The sequence below is a fragment of the Neisseria sp. P0019.S003 genome (genome assembly GCF_051957115.1).
Lineage (GTDB): Bacteria > Pseudomonadota > Gammaproteobacteria > Burkholderiales > Neisseriaceae > Neisseria > Neisseria flavescens_D.
The window spans coordinates 250072-266527 of record NZ_JBQCWT010000002.1 but is presented as its reverse complement, the minus strand read 5'-3'; the positions used below and the strand labels follow the sequence as shown (position 1 = coordinate 266527).

Annotated in this window: 17 protein-coding genes; 6 read left to right on the top strand and 11 right to left on the bottom strand. The window is 48.8% G+C overall.

Annotated features, from left to right (window positions below):
- Positions 1 to 11: 11 nt before the first annotated feature.
- Complete coding sequence (rpe, locus tag ACTHTS_RS04405) at positions 12 to 692, bottom strand: ribulose-phosphate 3-epimerase (protein WP_440369334.1); 681 nt, start codon at positions 690 to 692, stop codon at positions 12 to 14.
- Positions 693 to 969: 277 nt separating this feature from the next.
- On the opposite strand from rpe, the gene ACTHTS_RS04400 reads away from it, so the two are divergent.
- On the top strand, positions 970 to 1398 hold the full coding sequence (locus ACTHTS_RS04400; protein ID WP_049336552.1) for a Spy/CpxP family protein refolding chaperone: 429 nt from the start codon (positions 970 to 972) through the stop codon (positions 1396 to 1398).
- Between the two features lie 65 nt (positions 1399 to 1463).
- On the opposite strand, the gene ACTHTS_RS04395 is transcribed toward ACTHTS_RS04400, so the two are convergent.
- Both ACTHTS_RS04395 and ACTHTS_RS04390 read right to left on the bottom strand, forming a co-directional pair.
- Complete coding sequence (locus ACTHTS_RS04395) at positions 1464 to 2330, bottom strand: ATP-binding protein (protein ID WP_440369333.1); 867 nt, start codon at positions 2328 to 2330, stop codon at positions 1464 to 1466.
- A 17-nt stretch (positions 2331 to 2347) separates the two neighbouring features.
- Positions 2348 to 2962 (bottom strand): riboflavin synthase subunit alpha, encoded by a 615-nt coding sequence (locus ACTHTS_RS04390; RefSeq protein ID WP_440369332.1) that lies wholly within the window; start codon positions 2960 to 2962, stop codon positions 2348 to 2350.
- 125 nt (positions 2963 to 3087) lie between these two features.
- Between ACTHTS_RS04390 and ACTHTS_RS04385 the strand changes: the two genes are divergently transcribed.
- The 3 genes from ACTHTS_RS04385 to ACTHTS_RS04375 all read left to right on the top strand — a co-directional run bounded on the left by ACTHTS_RS04385 (position 3088) and on the right by ACTHTS_RS04375 (position 5458).
- On the top strand, positions 3088 to 3933 hold the full coding sequence (locus ACTHTS_RS04385; RefSeq protein WP_440369331.1) for a 23S rRNA (adenine(2030)-N(6))-methyltransferase RlmJ: 846 nt from the start codon (positions 3088 to 3090) through the stop codon (positions 3931 to 3933).
- A 129-nt stretch (positions 3934 to 4062) separates the two neighbouring features.
- Positions 4063 to 4416, top strand: coding sequence for a hypothetical protein (locus ACTHTS_RS04380; RefSeq protein WP_440369330.1), 354 nt, complete (start codon positions 4063 to 4065; stop codon positions 4414 to 4416).
- Positions 4417 to 4483: 67 nt separating this feature from the next.
- On the top strand, positions 4484 to 5458 hold the full coding sequence (locus ACTHTS_RS04375; RefSeq protein ID WP_440369329.1) for a class 1 fructose-bisphosphatase: 975 nt from the start codon (positions 4484 to 4486) through the stop codon (positions 5456 to 5458).
- A gap of 143 nt (positions 5459 to 5601) precedes the next feature.
- On the opposite strand, the gene waaF is transcribed toward ACTHTS_RS04375, so the two are convergent.
- Both waaF and guaB read right to left on the bottom strand, forming a co-directional pair.
- Complete coding sequence (gene waaF, locus ACTHTS_RS04370) at positions 5602 to 6621, bottom strand: lipopolysaccharide heptosyltransferase II (RefSeq protein ID WP_440369328.1); 1020 nt, start codon at positions 6619 to 6621, stop codon at positions 5602 to 5604.
- A 294-nt stretch (positions 6622 to 6915) separates the two neighbouring features.
- On the bottom strand, positions 6916 to 8379 hold the full coding sequence (gene guaB, locus ACTHTS_RS04365; RefSeq protein WP_440369327.1) for an IMP dehydrogenase: 1464 nt from the start codon (positions 8377 to 8379) through the stop codon (positions 6916 to 6918).
- A gap of 189 nt (positions 8380 to 8568) precedes the next feature.
- On the opposite strand from guaB, the gene ACTHTS_RS04360 reads away from it, so the two are divergent.
- Complete coding sequence (locus ACTHTS_RS04360; protein WP_440369326.1) at positions 8569 to 8994, top strand: DUF4124 domain-containing protein; 426 nt, start codon at positions 8569 to 8571, stop codon at positions 8992 to 8994.
- Positions 8995 to 9064: 70 nt separating this feature from the next.
- Here the strand turns inward: ACTHTS_RS04360 and ACTHTS_RS04355 are convergent, their stop codons facing one another.
- Positions 9065 to 10393 carry an anaerobic C4-dicarboxylate transporter gene (locus ACTHTS_RS04355; RefSeq protein ID WP_314575707.1) on the bottom strand — a complete coding sequence of 443 codons (1329 nt, stop codon included), beginning with the start codon at positions 10391 to 10393 and terminating at the stop codon, positions 9065 to 9067.
- A 155-nt stretch (positions 10394 to 10548) separates the two neighbouring features.
- Positions 10549 to 11301: a glycosyltransferase family 2 protein gene (locus ACTHTS_RS04350; RefSeq protein WP_070826161.1), complete on the bottom strand. Its 753-nt coding sequence runs from the start codon at positions 11299 to 11301 to the stop codon at positions 10549 to 10551.
- A gap of 165 nt (positions 11302 to 11466) precedes the next feature.
- On the opposite strand from ACTHTS_RS04350, the gene ACTHTS_RS04345 reads away from it, so the two are divergent.
- Entirely contained in the window at positions 11467 to 12432 is a 966-nt protein-coding gene (locus ACTHTS_RS04345; protein WP_440369325.1) for a tRNA dihydrouridine synthase, read from the top strand.
- A gap of 41 nt (positions 12433 to 12473) precedes the next feature.
- Here the strand turns inward: ACTHTS_RS04345 and ACTHTS_RS04340 are convergent, their stop codons facing one another.
- The 4 genes from ACTHTS_RS04340 to ACTHTS_RS04325 all read right to left on the bottom strand — a co-directional run bounded on the left by ACTHTS_RS04340 (position 12474) and on the right by ACTHTS_RS04325 (position 16370).
- Positions 12474 to 13199 (bottom strand): hypothetical protein, encoded by a 726-nt coding sequence (locus tag ACTHTS_RS04340; RefSeq protein ID WP_107867565.1) that lies wholly within the window; start codon positions 13197 to 13199, stop codon positions 12474 to 12476.
- 157 nt (positions 13200 to 13356) lie between these two features.
- On the bottom strand, positions 13357 to 13830 hold the full coding sequence (gene dnrN, locus ACTHTS_RS04335; RefSeq protein WP_004519850.1) for an iron-sulfur cluster repair protein DnrN: 474 nt from the start codon (positions 13828 to 13830) through the stop codon (positions 13357 to 13359).
- 182 nt (positions 13831 to 14012) lie between these two features.
- Positions 14013 to 14945 carry an AEC family transporter gene (locus tag ACTHTS_RS04330; protein ID WP_440369324.1) on the bottom strand — a complete coding sequence of 311 codons (933 nt, stop codon included), beginning with the start codon at positions 14943 to 14945 and terminating at the stop codon, positions 14013 to 14015.
- Between the two features lie 93 nt (positions 14946 to 15038).
- Entirely contained in the window at positions 15039 to 16370 is a 1332-nt protein-coding gene (locus ACTHTS_RS04325; protein WP_440369323.1) for a YadA-like family protein, read from the bottom strand.
- Positions 16371 to 16456: the final 86 nt, after the last annotated feature.

The following is a 16456-nucleotide window of genomic DNA, read 5'->3' as shown; positions in this document are numbered from 1 at the left end:
TCCCGGCTTAGTTATCCGACTTGCGCCAACTGTTGACGCATTTCATCGATAACGGCTTTGTAATCCGATTTGCCAAAAATCGCCGAACCGGCCACAAACGTATCCGCACCTGCTGCCGCAATTTCAGCAATATTGTCTGTCTTCACGCCGCCATCGACTTCCAATGCGATATGGCGGCCGCTTTGCCGTTCATACTCGTCCAACATCTCGCGCACTTTGCGGATTTTTACCAGCGTATTCGGGATAAAGCTTTGTCCGCCAAAGCCTGGGTTGACCGACATCAGCAAAACCATATCCAGTTTGTCCAAAACGTTTTCCAAAATATTGACCGGCGTAGCAGGATTCAATACCAAGCCTGCCTGACAGTCGTATTCTTTAATCAAACCCAAGCTGCGGTCGACATGGCGGCTGGCTTCCGGATGAAAAGTAATGATATTGGCACCGGCTTTGGCAAACGCATGAATCAAATCGTCCACCGGCTCAACCATCAAATGCACATCGACCGGCACGGTTGCATACGGTTTCAAAGCCGCGCAAACCATAGGGCCGAAAGTCAGATTCGGTACATAATGATTGTCCATCACGTCAAAATGAATCAAATCCGCACCGGCACGGATAACTTCGGCAACCTCTTCGCCCAAACGGGCAAAATCGGCAGACAAAATACTGGGGGCAATACGGTAGTCGGTCATGTTTATTCTCCTAAAGTGTGTTCCTTTGTCATTATCGCATTTTTAACCCTATGTTGTATGCCGCCGACAACATCTCTGCCGTCATTTTTATGAATTTACATTTCATATACATTAATGAAACTTATAATCACATAGTAAGGCTTTGAAAATAAATTATTATATTACATACATGTGCAAAAAAATCTAACATCATTAACAAAAGTTAACTGCATTGATACTGCCTTTCACACGCTTATCGGTTATATTTCCAAACCTGATGAAACATTAGGAAAACACCGTGTCTGTTGCACTTTCCCGCTATCCGACTTTTATTTTCTTAGCACTCGCCCTACTCTGTTCCAGTCTGCCTGCACATGCCGGTCCGTTTCTGGCCACTTTGGACGACTTCCACCCGAATTGCGACATCCGACAGCTTAATTTATCCGCCGACCAACACGCCGCCCTGCGCCGCCTGCGTACCGACTTCAAACAAATCAACGATAAAGCCTACCGTAAAACCGTACGCTCCGACCGCAACCGCCGTCAAACCATCATCAAAATCCTCTCCGGCGACTCATTCGACTCAAACGCCGCCCGCGATTATGTTGAAAACCGCTACCTCTCCAGCATGGACTATGCGGTGGATGAAATGGAAATCCAATACCGCCTCTATCATCTGCTCAATCCGCGCCAGCGCCAGCAATGGTTGTCTTCATGCTTGCGCTGATGGATAAATAAAAATACAAAAAGGCCGTCTGAAACCATATTCAGACGGCCTTTGCTTTTTCAGCCTTAATCCAACACTCTTTCTTCCGGCAACCGGCCTGCCCAGTCGCAGGCAAACTGCCATGCCGAGCGGCCTGAACGGCTGCCGCGCATTTGCGCCCATTGCAATGCGGCTTGGCGCGCCGTATCGTCAAAAGGCACATTGAAATCGTCCAACCAGTTGGCAACAGCGGTCAGATAATCGTTTTGATCGAAAGGATAAAAACTCAGCCATAAGCCGAAGCGGTCGGAAAGGGAGATTTTTTCCTCGACGGCCTCTTTCTGATGGATTTCGCCACGAGTGCCCGTAGTACCGCCGTTTTCATCCATGTATTCGGGAATTAAATGACGGCGGTTGGAAGTGGCATAAACCAAAACATTGGTGCAACGTTGCGACAGTCCGCCGTCTAAAGCAGTTTTCAAGGCTTTATAGGTCTCATCGCCGGTTTCAAACGACAAATCATCGCAGAAAACGATAAATTTCTCGGGACGTTCGGACAACAGCGTCAACAAAGCCGGCAGACTGATCAAATCGCTTTTGTCCACTTCAATCAGTCGCAGGCCGCGCTCGGCGTATTCGTGCAACAACGCTTTAACCAAGGAGGATTTGCCTGTACCGCGCGCGCCGGTCATCAAGACATTATTTGCCGGACAGCCTGCCAAAAATTGCTCGGTATTGCGTTTCAGCCTGTCGGTTTGCGAACCGACTGCCGCCAATCTGCTCAAAGGAAACGTATGCGGACGCGGCAGGCTTTCCAAAATACCTTTTTTGCCCACGCTGTGCCAACGGTAGGCCAAAGCGCGCCAGTCGGTTTTACCGGCTTCGTCAGGCAGGATTAAATCCAGACGGTTTAAAACGGAATTCGCTTTTTTCAAAAAATTGGATAATTTCATTTCGGCTTTCTTTTTTTTTAGACGGCCTTTTGTGCCAATACTCGCATAACGGTATCGACAACGGCTTGGGTTTGCGGATCGATTTCAATATTGATGAGGTCGCCTTCTTTGCGGCTGCCAAACAGGGTGCGCTCCAAAGTCTCCGGAATCAGGTGTACGCAAAATTCGCTTTCGCTGACTTCGCCTATGGTCAGGCTGCAACCGTCCAAACCGACAAAGCCTTTGGTCAGGATGTAGGGCTTGAGGTTTTCCGGCAGCTCAAACCAAACTGTACGGTTAAACTCGCTGGATTCAATTCGGGAAATTCGGGTAACCGCCATCACATGGCCGCTCATCACATGACCGCCGATTTCATCGCCAAACCGCGCCGCGCGTTCCAAATTGACACTGTCGCCGACTTTCAAGCTGCCGAGATTGGTTTTGCGTAAGGTTTCGTCCATCAAATCAAAGCTAACCTTGTTGCCGTCGATTCGGGTAATGGTCAGGCAGCAGCCATTGTTGGCGATAGAGGCGCCAGTTTGCAGATTGTCGGCGATTTCGGGGGGCAGCTCGACAGTGTGGGTGCGAAAGTCGGGCGAAGGTTGGGCGATGTCTGTAATTTTGCCCATGCCTTGTACGATGCCTGTAAACATGATGTCTTCTTTCCGATGGTACGATAAGGCGGATATTGTAGCATTTTCCAGGTACAAAGGCCGTCTGAAAGCGGTGATGGCGATGGTTTGGGGTATAATCGGATTTTTATTTCCGCAGCCCGATCATGCTCAGCTACCGCCACGCCTTCCATGCCGGCAACCATGCCGATATGCTCAAGCACTTTACCCTCTTCCTCGTCCTCGAATATTTTAACCGTAAAGACAAGCCTTATTGGTATATCGATACGCACAGCGGTGCCGGTTTGTATGATTTGAGCGGCGATGAAGCGCAAAAAGTCGGCGAATACAAACAAGGCATTGCGCTCTTGGAACAAGCTGACAAGCTGCCTGCCGAATTGGCCGAATTTGTAGGCCGTCTGAAACAAATACTGCCGCAAGACAACCTTTACTGCGGCTCGCCTTGGCTGGCACAGGCGCTCACGCGCGACAACGACAAAATGCGCCTCTTTGAGCTACACCCTACCGATTTTGTCCATTTGCAAAACAATATGCGCGAAGTCCGTCCACCGCGCAAAGTACAAGTCAGCCAAGCGGACGGTTATCAAGGCCTGATTTCACTCTTGCCTCCTCCGCCGCGCCGCGCCGCCGTCTTGATTGATCCGCCCTACGAAGAAAAACAAGACTACCGCCGTGTCGTCCAAGTCTTGAAAGATGCTTTAAAACGCTTTGAAACCGGCTGCTACATGGTTTGGTATCCTTGCCTGAGCCGCGAAGAAAGCCGCAAACTGCCGGACGAACTCAAAAAAATCGCTCCCGACAATTATCTGCACGCCGAGCTTCATGTCCATACGCCGCGCAGCGACGGCTTCGGTATGCACGGCAGCGGTATGTTTGTCATCAACCCGCCCTATATGCTTGCCGAACAGTTGCAAAACAATCTGCCCGAACTTGCCAAAATTTTGGCGCAAGATGCAGGCGCGCATTATGTATTGGAAAGCAAAACGAAATAAACGCTGCCGTCTGAACGCATACCAAGCGCTTCGATTTTGCCGCCATACCCATTCAGACGGCCTTAACCCTTTATACTTAAGCCTTTTTCCACTACAATTCACAACATAACAATTAACGGCCGTCCACTCATGAATATACGCACACCCCTAGCCTGCACGCTCCTACTTTGCGCGTGCAGCGAATCAGCAAAAAACGAATTTAAAGAAGAATTTACCCAAAGTTTCCGCACCGAATTTGTCCGCTCGGCAACCGAAGCCTGCGTAGAAAAAGCCGCAGGAAAAAGCCCGTTTGATTCCGCGACCACTGAAAAAATCTGCCGCTGTATCGGCGAAAAAACAGTCGACCAAATCAATCCTGAAGAAGCGACATCGCTTTTGGGCGGCAGCGACTCCATGAGCGACGAGCTGAAAAAACGCATCAAAGACACCAGCATCGCCTGCACTAAAGAAGTTTTAGGCATGGCCGAGAGCAAAACCAAATGAACACGCCGTTTTCAGACGGCCTGAAATTGAAAAATATTCGATTCAAACTTAGGAAAAGAGTGAAACCATGAAGACACTGAACCAATTCTTAGCCCAACACCTGCCCGAACACAAACTGCCGCAAGAGCTGGCCAGCGTACTGGAATCCGTAGCCGCCGCCTGTTTGGACATCAACGCCAAAGTCCGCCTCGGCGCGCTTTCCGGCGTTTTGGGCATGGCAGGTACTGGCAACATCCAAGGCGAAGACCAAAAGAAACTCGATGTCATCGCCAACAACATCATGATTGATGTTTTAAAAGCCAATACCAACATCGCAGGCCTTGCCAGCGAAGAAGAAGACACCTATGTCGCCACATACGAAAACGGCGGCTATTTGGTATTGTTTGACCCGTTGGACGGCTCTTCCAATATCGACGTCAACATCTCCGTCGGCACCATTTTCTCCGTCTTGGCCAAACCTGAAGGCGCATTGACTACCGAGTCTTTCCTGCAAAAAGGCCGCGACCAAGTGGCCGCAGGTTATGTTTTATACGGTCCGCAAACTCAACTGGTACTGACTGTCGGTCATGGCGTATTTGTCTTCACTCTGGATGATGCCAACCAATTCCTGCTGACCAAAGAAAATCCACGCATTCCCGAATCCACTAAAGAATTCGCCATCAATATGTCCAACCAAAGACATTGGTTCGCCCCTGTTCAACAATACATTGACGAATTGCTGGCAGGTGAAACCGGCGTACGCGGCAAAAACTACAATATGCGCTGGGTTGCCAGCATGGTTGCCGAAATCCACCGCATCCTGATGCGCGGCGGCGTATTCATGTATCCGCAAGATAAACGCGACCCATCCAAACCGGGCAAACTGCGCCTGATGTACGAAGCCAACCCGATGAGCCTGCTTATGGAACAGGCCGGTGGCGTATCAAACGACGCCATCGAAGCCATGCTCGACATCCAACCTACCGGCCTGCACCAACGTGTTGCCGTATTCATGGGCAGCCGCGAAGAAGTGGAATACGTTTATAATCTGCATCAAAAATAATCAGATGTATTGATTTCAAACCAAAAAAGGCCGTCTGAAATATGATTTTCAGACGGCCTTTTGTTAAAAAATAAAAGAAACGAAAGATTAAAAGGACAGACTCAAATCTGTCCTTTACTGTTTTCCATCTAATCTTTATTGGATTACGCCGAACGAGCCAGCTCTTCCGCCGCTTTTTGCACCATATCCGGCGTCAGCTTGTTCAAACAATCCGTATGCCCCAACGGACATTCTCGCTTGAAACAAGGCGAGCAATCCAAATTCAAACTGACGATTTTTGCCTTTTGGCTTAGAGGCGGCGTATGGTCAGGGCTGGATGAGCCGTAAACCGCAACCAATTTCCGATCAAGCGCGGCCGCAAGGTGCATCAGACCGCTGTCGTTGCACACGACCGTATCGGCGCAAGACAACAGATCAATGGCTTCAGGAAGATTGGTTTTGCCGCAAAGATTGGTACACAGGCCGTCTGAAAGTCGGTTGATTTCATCTGCAATATCGAAATCTTTTTGCGAACCAAACAGCCAAACCTGCCAACCCTTAGCCAAATAGCGGCGGCCAAGTTCGGCAAAATGACGCGCAGGCCAACGCTTGGCCGGGCCATATTCCGCACCGGGACAAAATGCCAAAATCGGTTTATCCGTCGTCAAACCATGTTTTGCCAAAGCGGCTTGACGGCTTTCGGGATCAATCTTAAAACAGGGATTATCGGAATGCCCGTTAAAATCCGCTTGGGTCGGGTGCGCCAGCGCAGTATAGCGGTCGACCATCAGGGGCAACGCGACCTTATCCAACTTGCGGATATCGTTCAGTAAAAAATAGCGCGACTCTCCGACGTAGCCCGTACGCTGCTTAATGCCCGTAGCCAAGGCAATGATGGCGGATTTGAGCGAACCGGGCAAAACAATCACTTGATCATAGCCTTCTTTTCCCAATTCACGCCCGATACGCCAACGTTTTTTCAATTCCAACGCACCATGTCCAAACGGATTTTCTATCACACGGTTGATTTCAGGCATACGCTCAAATACAGCCATCGACCATTTGGGGGCAAAAGCATCAATGGTGCAGCCGGGATGTAGCTCATGCAAACGGCGATAAAGCGGTTGGGTCATGACGCAGTCGCCAATCCAGCTTGGGGTAATAATCAGGATTTTTTTGGACATAATGGAATGTGTTTTTAATTTTGGCTTATTGTAATACGATTTTTAAAAGGCCGTCTGAAACTCGGTTTAATCGCTCAGTTCGAAACATACTAGTTGATACATATTATTTCCACAGATGCACTCTGGTTTGAGCGCGTGAAGCGTTTGTCTTCCCAATTTATCCGGTAAGTTCTGCAAATACGCAACCTGAAACACCATTCCAAACGGCGGCAAGCAATATTTGCTTCATTTTTAAAACCTTATAAAAACAGAAAGGCCGTCTGAAATATTTTCAGACGACCTTTTTATAGTGGGTTAACGATGGTAGTTAGGCGCTTCTTTAGTGATTTGTACGTCGTGAACGTGGGATTCGCTCATACCGGCAGAAGTGATTTCCACAAATTCTGCTTTCTCGTGCATTTCAGCAATATTAGCGCAACCCAAATAACCCATGCTGGAACGCAGACCACCGGTCAGCTGGTGGATGATGTTCACGATCGGACCTTTGTAAGGAACGCGGCCTTCAATGCCTTCAGGAACATATTTGTCTGTACTGTCGGTTTTGTCTTGGAAGTAGCGGTCGGCAGAGCCTTGGCTCATCGCACCCAACGAACCCATGCCGCGGTAAGACTTGTAAGAGCGGCCTTGGTAGAGTTCGATTTCGCCCGGTGCTTCTTCCGTACCGGCAAACATACCGCCGAGCATGACGCTGTATGCACCTGCTGCCAGAGCTTTGGCAATATCGCCGGAGAAGCGGATACCGCCGTCGGCAATCAGGGGAACGCCTGTACTTTTCAGGGCTTCGGAAACATTGTGAATCGCAGTCAGCTGAGGCACGCCCACGCCTGCCACGATACGGGTCGTACAAATCGAGCCCGGGCCGATACCGACTTTAACAGCATCCGCACCGGCAGCCACCAAATCCAAAGCGGCTTTAGCAGTAGCAATGTTGCCGCCGATGACTTGGATGTGCGGATAGGTTTCTTTTACCCAGCGCACGCGATCGATAACGCCTTGGCTATGACCGTGGGCAGTATCGACCACAATCACGTCCACGCCTGCTTCTACCAATGCTTTGACGCGCTCTTCGGTATCGCCGCCGGTACCCACCGCGGCACCGACGCGCAGACGGCCTTCGGCATCTTTGTTGGCATTAGGGAATTCGGTTGTTTTCAGAATATCTTTAACTGTAATCAGACCTTTGAGTTCGTCTTGGTCGTTCAACACCAAAACGCGCTCAACTTTGTGCGCATGCATGATTTCGCGGGCTTCATCGATGCTGGTACCTTCGGGAACGGTAACCAAACGGTCGCGGGGGGTCATGATGGCAGAAACCGGCAGATCGACACGGTTTTCAAAACGCAGATCGCGGTTGGTCACGATACCGACCACTTTGCCGTTTTCAACAACAGGCAGACCGGACATTTTGCGTTTGCGTTGTGCGCGCATTTCCAAGACTTCGCGGATCAATGCGGTCGGCGCAACGGTAACGGGATCTTTCACCACGCCGCTCTCATGGCGCTTCACTTTGGAAACGGCACGCGCTTGCAACTCCGGCGTCATGTTTTTATGGATAATGCCGATGCCGCCTTCTTGAGCCATAGAGATGGCCAGACGCGCTTCGGTAACGGTATCCATTGCAGCAGAAAGTAGAGGGAGGTTGAGCGTGATATCGCGGGTGAGTTTGGTTTGAAGTTTGACATCTCGAGGCAGCACGTTTGAGTGCGCTGGAACCAACAAAACGTCGTCGAAAGTATAGGCTTTTTCTACAATACGCATGATGCTCGGTCTTTCAGTTTGTGCAAGATGCACGGCATTATATCACACCGGCTTGATGCTAACATTGGCAATACACGTTTTAACGTTATTTTTTTACATGATTTGATTTGGCGTACAAAAATATGCCAACGCATTGCAGTTTCAAGTAAAATAAGCCGCATGAGAACATCATTTACATAAGGGAAACCCATGAAATCTTCCGTACTCAAAACCTGTCTGATTGCAGCCCTTCTCTCTTCCGCCGCCCTGACCGGCGCGGCCGAGGTGTACACTTGGAAAGGCACGTCGGGCAACAGCTATTCCGATACGCCAAACCGTCTGCAACCGAAGCGTTCCGGCGTGGTCAACATCCGCACGCACAACGTCAAACCTGCCGTTGCGCCTGCTGTTGCGGCATCTGAGCCGGTTGCCGAGCAGCCTAATGAACAGGTCGCGGAACAAAATAAACAAATTGAAGAGCGCAATAAAAAAATCGAAGAGCAAAACCGCCAAAACAAGCTGGAAAACTGCAAAATCGCCAAAATCAACCGCCAAGTCGCCGAAAGCGCACGCTTGGCCAATCGCGACAGCCTGATTAAGCAATACCAAAACGACATCAATAAATACTGCAATTAAGCTCTCGAATAACAATATCAAAAAGGCCGTCTGAAATTTAATTTCAGACGGCCTTCATTTTTTCAGCCTATCAATAATACAGCTGAACCAACAACAAACCGAAAGCCAGACTAAATGCCATGCTCAACAGGCCCGGAATCATGAAGCTGTGGTTGAAGATGAATTTGCCGATTTTGGTTGAGCCGGTTGTATCGAAGTCGATAGCGGCAATAATCGGACCGTAGTTTGGAATGAAGAAATAGCCGTTTACCGCGACAAATGTGCCGATAATGATGGGCGCAGGAATACCCAGTTTGATAGCGATTGGGAACAGCGTTGCCACTGTCGCGCCTTGGCTGTTGACCAATACCGACAAGATAAACAAGGCAAAGGCAAAGGTCCACGGTGCAGATTCGACCAAATGGCTGACGGTCGATTCCACTTCTGCCAAGTGGCCGTTCATCAAGGTATCGCCCAACCAAGCTACGCCAAACACTGCAATCACGGCACGCATACCGGCGTGGAATACCGAACCTCGGGTAATCGCATCGCCATTGGGTTTACACGCCAAAATAATCAGCGCAGAAGCAGACAGCATCACGATTTCAATCGTATGCGCCATGCCCATAGGCTTGATCGCGCCATCGTGTTCAAAAGCAGGACGCAGCTCAGGCAGCGCACCCATCACAACCACCAGCAATGCCGCAGCCAAGAAAATACCGACCGACAATTTGGCTTTCGGCGAAATGACGACATCGGTTTGTTGCTCCTCCACATCGATGTATTCTTTCACATAGTTCGGGTCTTTCAGCAAAGCCTGATAATGCGGATCGTCTTTCAATTCTTTGCCCAGTTTGTTTACGAACACGCAAGCCAAACCGATACCCAAAATCGTGGACGGAACGGTCACTTTCAACACATCTGCCATCGTGATGTGTTGCGGCTCAAGCATGGAGACGCAGGCAACAACGGCAGCGGCAATCGGGCTGGCGACAATCGCAAATTGGGAAGCGATAACCGCCATTGTCAAAGGACGGGAAGGACGGATGCCATTGCGGCGGCTGACTTCGGCAATCACGGGCAAGACCGAGTAAGCCACATGGCCCGTACCTGCCAAGACGGTGAAAGTGTATGTTACCGCCGGTGCGATAAAGGTGATGTATTTCGGATTGCGGTGCAGCACACGCGTGGCAATCTTAATCATATAGTCCAAACCGCCGCTGGCCTGCATGGCCGCCGCGGCAGACACTACCGCCATAATCATCAGCATCACATCAATCGGCGGGCTGGTCGGCTGAAGATGGAAACCAAAAGACAATACGGCCAAGCCGATACCGCCGAGCACGCCCAAACCAATACCGCCAACCTGCGCACCAATCAGGATACACAGCAGCACAACGGCAAACTGGATAAAAAACATAGTTGACATCACAACTCCCAAAATCCGGCCTTCGCCGAAATAAAATTACAAACGGTTGGAATTATAGATTACTCTAAACAATGTAACCATCTTTTACCCAAATAAATACATCTTCATTCTTAAGTGAACTCTCAGTATTATCCTATACTTAACACCTATTTTTTCGAAAGAAGGTACTTTAATTTTACATATTTATTCATTGTATAGTTCGCGTAGTTTTTACACAGGATATAGCCCAGCATACCATCCAAGAAGCCCCTCTTTAAGAAATACATTTTGATAAATGCGAATAATGGTCGCAAAATCAAATCAAAAAATGGATAGCTAGACTTACCCTCTTGCTTATATTTTTCAGCTGCAAGCGTAGAGTATTGATTCATCTTTCTCAAATATTGTTCCCATGTTTCATAAGTGTAGTGAAGCATAGGAGCACGAAGCTTCTTATTGCCATGCTGATGGACGATTTTAGGATGTACAACTCCTTCTACATAACTACCTATTCTTGGCATCAACCTGCAAACCCAATCAGGACTTAAAGAACCATGACGTACTAATTTCCGTTGAAAATGATTAAGACGTTTTACCCAATAACCAAAAGGCTGTCCTTGTGCAACAACCTCTTCAATTTCTTTACACAACTCTGGCGTACAACGTTCATCAGCATCAATAAAAAAAATCCAATCTGATTTTGCCTGCTCTATCGCAAACGTTTGTTGTTTTCCCCAATCTCCATTCATATCTCTAGTAATTACCTTAGCTCCTAAACTTTCAGCAATTATAGGAGTTTCATCATTACTATGATCATCAATAACAATAACTTCATTGGCAAAAGTACAGCTTTTAATGCACTCCCCAATATTTTTTTCCTCATTTTTGGCGAGGATAAGCAAGCTAATAGTTGAATTCATAATTATCCTTAATGGCATGACTCCCAACTTACCTACAAACTAACAAAATTTTGTGTAAATAAAATTTATGGGATTCATTCTAAGTTAGGCAAAACATGATTTAAGAGTGTATTTTAACCGATATACCGCTACAATATGTCCTCCTTTTTTCAGACGGCCTGACTCATGCAGCTTATTCTTGCCCCCATGCAGGGGCTGGTGGACGATGTGATGCGCGACCTGTTGACGCGCATCGGCGGATTTGACGAATGTGTCAGCGAATTTGTCCGCATTACGCACACGGTCCACTCACGCGCCACTTGGCTTAAATATATTCCCGAAATCGCCCATGCCAACCGCACGCCGGCCGGTACGCCCTGTACTGTCCAGCTTTTGGGCAGCGATGCGGAAAACATGGCCGTCAATGCTTTGGAAGCCGTGCGTTTCGGTGCGGACAAAATCGACCTCAACTTCGGCTGCCCCGCGCCGACGGTCAACAAACACAAAGGTGGCGCGGTCTTGCTCAAAGAGCCCGACTTGATTTACCACATCGTCCACACCCTGCGTCAACGCCTTCCGCAACACATTCCGCTGACTGCCAAGATGCGGCTCGGTTATGAAGACAAAAGTCTGGCATTGGAATGCGCCTCCGCGATTGAAAACGGCGGAGCCTGCGCGTTAACCGTCCATGCGCGCACCAAAGTCGAAGGCTACGAACCGCCGGCTCATTGGGAATGGGTGCGCAAAATCCGTGATGCAGTCAGTATTCCCGTTACTGCCAACGGCGATGTATTCAGCCTTCAAGACTATCTCGACATTAAAACTGTCAGCGGCTGCGACAGCGTGATGCTCGGGCGCGGCGCGGTGATCCGTCCAGACTTGGCGCGGCAAATCAAGCAATATGAAAACGGCGAAACAGTGAAAGACACCGACTTTGCCGAAGTCTCCTCATGGATAGTCCAATTCTTCGACTTGTGCCTTGCCAAAGAAGCCAACAACAAATATCCGGTTGCCCGTTTGAAACAGTGGCTGGGCATGATGAAAAAAGAGTTTGAACAGGCGCAGATATTGTTTGACCGCATCCGCGCCGTCAAAGAAGCGGATGAAGTGAAACAGATTCTGCTGTCGTTTGAACAAGAGATGCATTCATGATTCAAAAAGGCCGTCTGAATTTCAGACGGCCTTTAATATGATTACTGACAGATATAATCAGCCAACAGTCTGCCTTTTTCCGCACTGGCTGCATTAGCCATATTCACCTGTCTGGTCTCAGGGCCATTCTTAGATTTCAGGGCTTCGCCATATTTTCTGGCAAACTCTTTATTGGCACTGGTCACCCTTGACTCAGTGGAATCCAATATAAACCCGTCTTGCTCATATTTGCCTTGCGCAGTAATAATCAAGATATTTTCAGGTGAAGGATAATCCGGAAAATTAACATAGTTGGTAACCAGCTTGTAGGAAACGCCTTTGCCGTGTTTCATATCCTGACAGATGCCGTTAGGCGCGGTAAAGACTGCATGGCCGATACGGCCGTGGCCGAAATCGTAAAAATCGATTCTCTTCGCAGAAGCCAACAGTTTTCTATCGTTGCCGTCATTTACATTTAATGACTTGCCGTTTACCAGAAACAGGGTTGGCAACAAGGGGCTGCCATGAGAGGCTTCCAAATTATATGCTTCGCCCAACAGCTTGCCCTGACGATACACAGTCAAGACAGGCTTTTTCAGACCATTTTCCGGATTGCCGGTTTTCTTAAAAGAAATCTTCTGAACCACATTGCCAAATTCATAATAAGGCCGCGACTGCACGCCTGTTTTCGTATCCTGCAGGGCACTCCAGCTGCCGTCCGTCGTTTGGGCGCACGCAGTCAGAGCAACAAACAGAATACCCGATAGTAAAACTTTAGAATGTTTCATTCATAAACTCCTTCTCAAGTAAACAAAAGAACGGATGTGTGCCTTTACTGCCTAATTTTGTTTATTTATTAAAATTTTAGAACTATTATACTAACTTAGCAAGGGATTAAAGAACAGGCCGTCTGAACATTCAGACGGCCTTGATTAAGCTCAAATTTTAAGAAGCCAAAACGCGGTGGAACAAAATCTCATTTTCCAAATGGATATGGTCTTTCAAATCATCCACCATCTCTTTGGCCAAAGTGTACAAACGGGTCCAGCTGCCGCAAGCGCCTTCGGGAAGCTCAAAATTGTTGGTCAATTCTTCCAAACGCGCGATGGCTTGGTCGTGTTCTTCATGCTCGTGCATCATCACGCTGATGGGCATGGCCGCGCCGCGACCCACACCCTGATTAATCATCGGGAACAACATGCGCTCCTCTTTCATCATGTGCATCAACAGCTCGTTTTGCATATAGGCCAACAAATCAGGAACTTCGGCAGGGAAAGTGTCGGCATGAACCTGCGCCACTTTTTGCGCCAGCGGAACCAACTCTTCAAACTGGGCGCGGTGGACATTGTGGTAACGCTGCAAGATATGGTCGATGGTGGAATTGAAAGGTGCGGTTTCCCAAACGGTAAAGTCGGTCATGGCTTTGTTCCTTTAAAGATTGATATTGGATGAATGTTAGACATAAGGATACACGCTGCAAACGGCTTTGTATAGTTTTTTAATTGCTTAATTAATTGATAATAAAAGTTATTTTCAAAATTAAAATACCAAACAGGCCGTCTGAAACATAAGGCTGAAGTTTCAGACGACCTGCCCTTTTCTTAAATAATCCAACGATATAACGCAATCATCACCGGCATGGTTACCACACAAAGCAAGGTTGTCAGCCCATAAATCGCGCTGGCTTTTTGGGCATTTTTGCCATAAACAACCGCCATTTGGGTAACCGTCGCGGCGGCAGGCGAAGTCGTTGCCAAAAAGCTGATTAAAACAACCGTATCCGCATGCGCATCATGATGGGAAAAACCGCAAACTTTGACGGCAAAAAGTAATAATATCGGAATCAAAATCAACCTTAAAAAAGCAACGAGATAAAGCCTCGGCGTCCACATAATCGAGCGTAGCGGCAAAGAAGCCAAAAGCATACCCGCCACCAACATGGCAACTGGGCCAATCATACTGCCCACCGTCGCCAAAGTATTATCGACAATGTGCGGCAGCTTGATTTGAAAGGCAAACATCAGCAGCCCGACCAGCATGGATAAGATGTTGATATTGGTAAAAAGGGTTTTCCAAGCCACATTGCCTCGGCCGCAAATCAACAGGCGCAGATGCGTCCAAAATAAAAACGTCTGCACCATGATAAAACCGCTGGTGTAAATCACCCATTCCGCACCAAAGACCGACATTACCAAAGGGATAATCAGGTTGCCCGAATTGCTGTACACCGTTGCCGCATGTTCGAGCGCATCGAGTTTGAACAAGTGTTTAAACACCCTGCCTAAAACAATCAACACCACATGGAAAAACACCGCCAGCATGACGGAAAGCTTCAGCCCTTCGATAATCTGCGGCGTATTGTCCATCTGAAAAGCGTGAATCATGACGGACGGGCTGATCAGGTAAAGCGCGATGACCGAGAGCGTGTAGCTGTTTTCCGATTTCAACAGCCCGGCCTTCACCAAGGCCACGCCCATCAAAACAATCAGCGTCAGCTCGGTAATTTTTCCGGCAAGCAGGAAAGAGGTTTCCATAATAAAAAAGCGGCAAAAACGTTGATTTTACGCTTCTACCGCTTCGCATGCCAAATTCAGACGGCCTCAGCATTCAAGGCCATCTGAAATTTTCTACCACAGATAGGTTACGCTGGCTCCACCGCCTGCACCACCCTTAGATGCGCCGACAGCCGAACCTTTCACCAGCCATTTGCCGCTGGCGGATACTTTCGATACTCCGACAGCAAAACCGGCCTTTCCGCGCCAAACGCCGCTGCCAATGGATACCGCACCCTGTCCCGGCTGATAAGCTTGTCCCAGATTACCCACCGCAATCGCAGCGGCAGAGCCGGCATCCGCACGGTCTTCCAGTTTTTTCATTTCTACACGTGTTTCAGCGCGTATCTGATTGATTTGAGCAGCCACTGCCGACTCTTTTTGCTGACTGTCGGCCTGCCATCTTTCCGCAAGCCTTTTGACCTGAGCCACATTTACCGCATCCGTATCCTGAGTACCGGCAGCCACATGGGTAATTTGACGGCTGTCCTTTTCATTGCCAACCGAAACCGCGCCTAATGTCGATTTCCATGTCGTGTCTTCAGATTGACTTGCCGACTGTGTCGCAAAATCATAGCCTGCCTGACCTGCAGCCAAATCTGCGATGCTTTGCGCACCCAGAGCCACCGCTTTCTCGGCTTTACCTTTGGCTTGGAAACCGAGTGCCAAAGATTTCTCTTCCAAAGCCGATGCACCGCCGCCGACTGCCGTACCACCTTCTTTACGCACGCTGGAGCTGGTGCCGACAGCCAAACCATTCAAGGCCGTGGCGGAAGACTCGACACCCAAAGCTACACTGTTTACGGCATTCGATACCGCACGCGTACCGACCGCCACTGCTTGATAACCTTCTGCTTCAGCAGCCGATGCCAGAGCAAGTGATTGAGTCCCACGTGCTTTAGCTCGATCACCTAAAGCCGTCGCACTGAGCGCATCCGCCTCACTATCTCTGCCGATAGCTACTGCATCAATATTACTTGCCTGCGCGCCATTACCTACTGCAACGGCACGCAAAGCCGAAGCCTTGGACAGCAGACCGACTGCAACGGATTGACCGCCAGAAGCAGCCGCTGCGCCACCGACTGCTACATCATTTGTTCCCTTGGCGTGAGCCCGAAAGCCAACCGCCACCGACCGCAATGCCTCCGCCTTGGATTCGCCACCCAAAGCAGTTGCGCTCAAACCGGAAGCGGCAGAATCATAACCAAAAGCCGCCGCCTTATAGCCACTTGCTTTAGCCTTGTCGCCAACTGCAGCGGCATTTTCGCCCGATACGGATTCTTTACCGACAGCCAAAGAACCCGTCTTGTACATGGTTCCGGCAACAATACCTCCATCCGCATACGCAGTACCGGAAAAAAGCGCTAAAGCCAAACACAAAGGACTGAGCGATACATTCAGTTTCATCTTTATATTCTCCATTTTTAAATATTAAAAATATCTCGTTCAATTATATTAATACTTTTGAACTAGTTATATTGTATATATTTTTA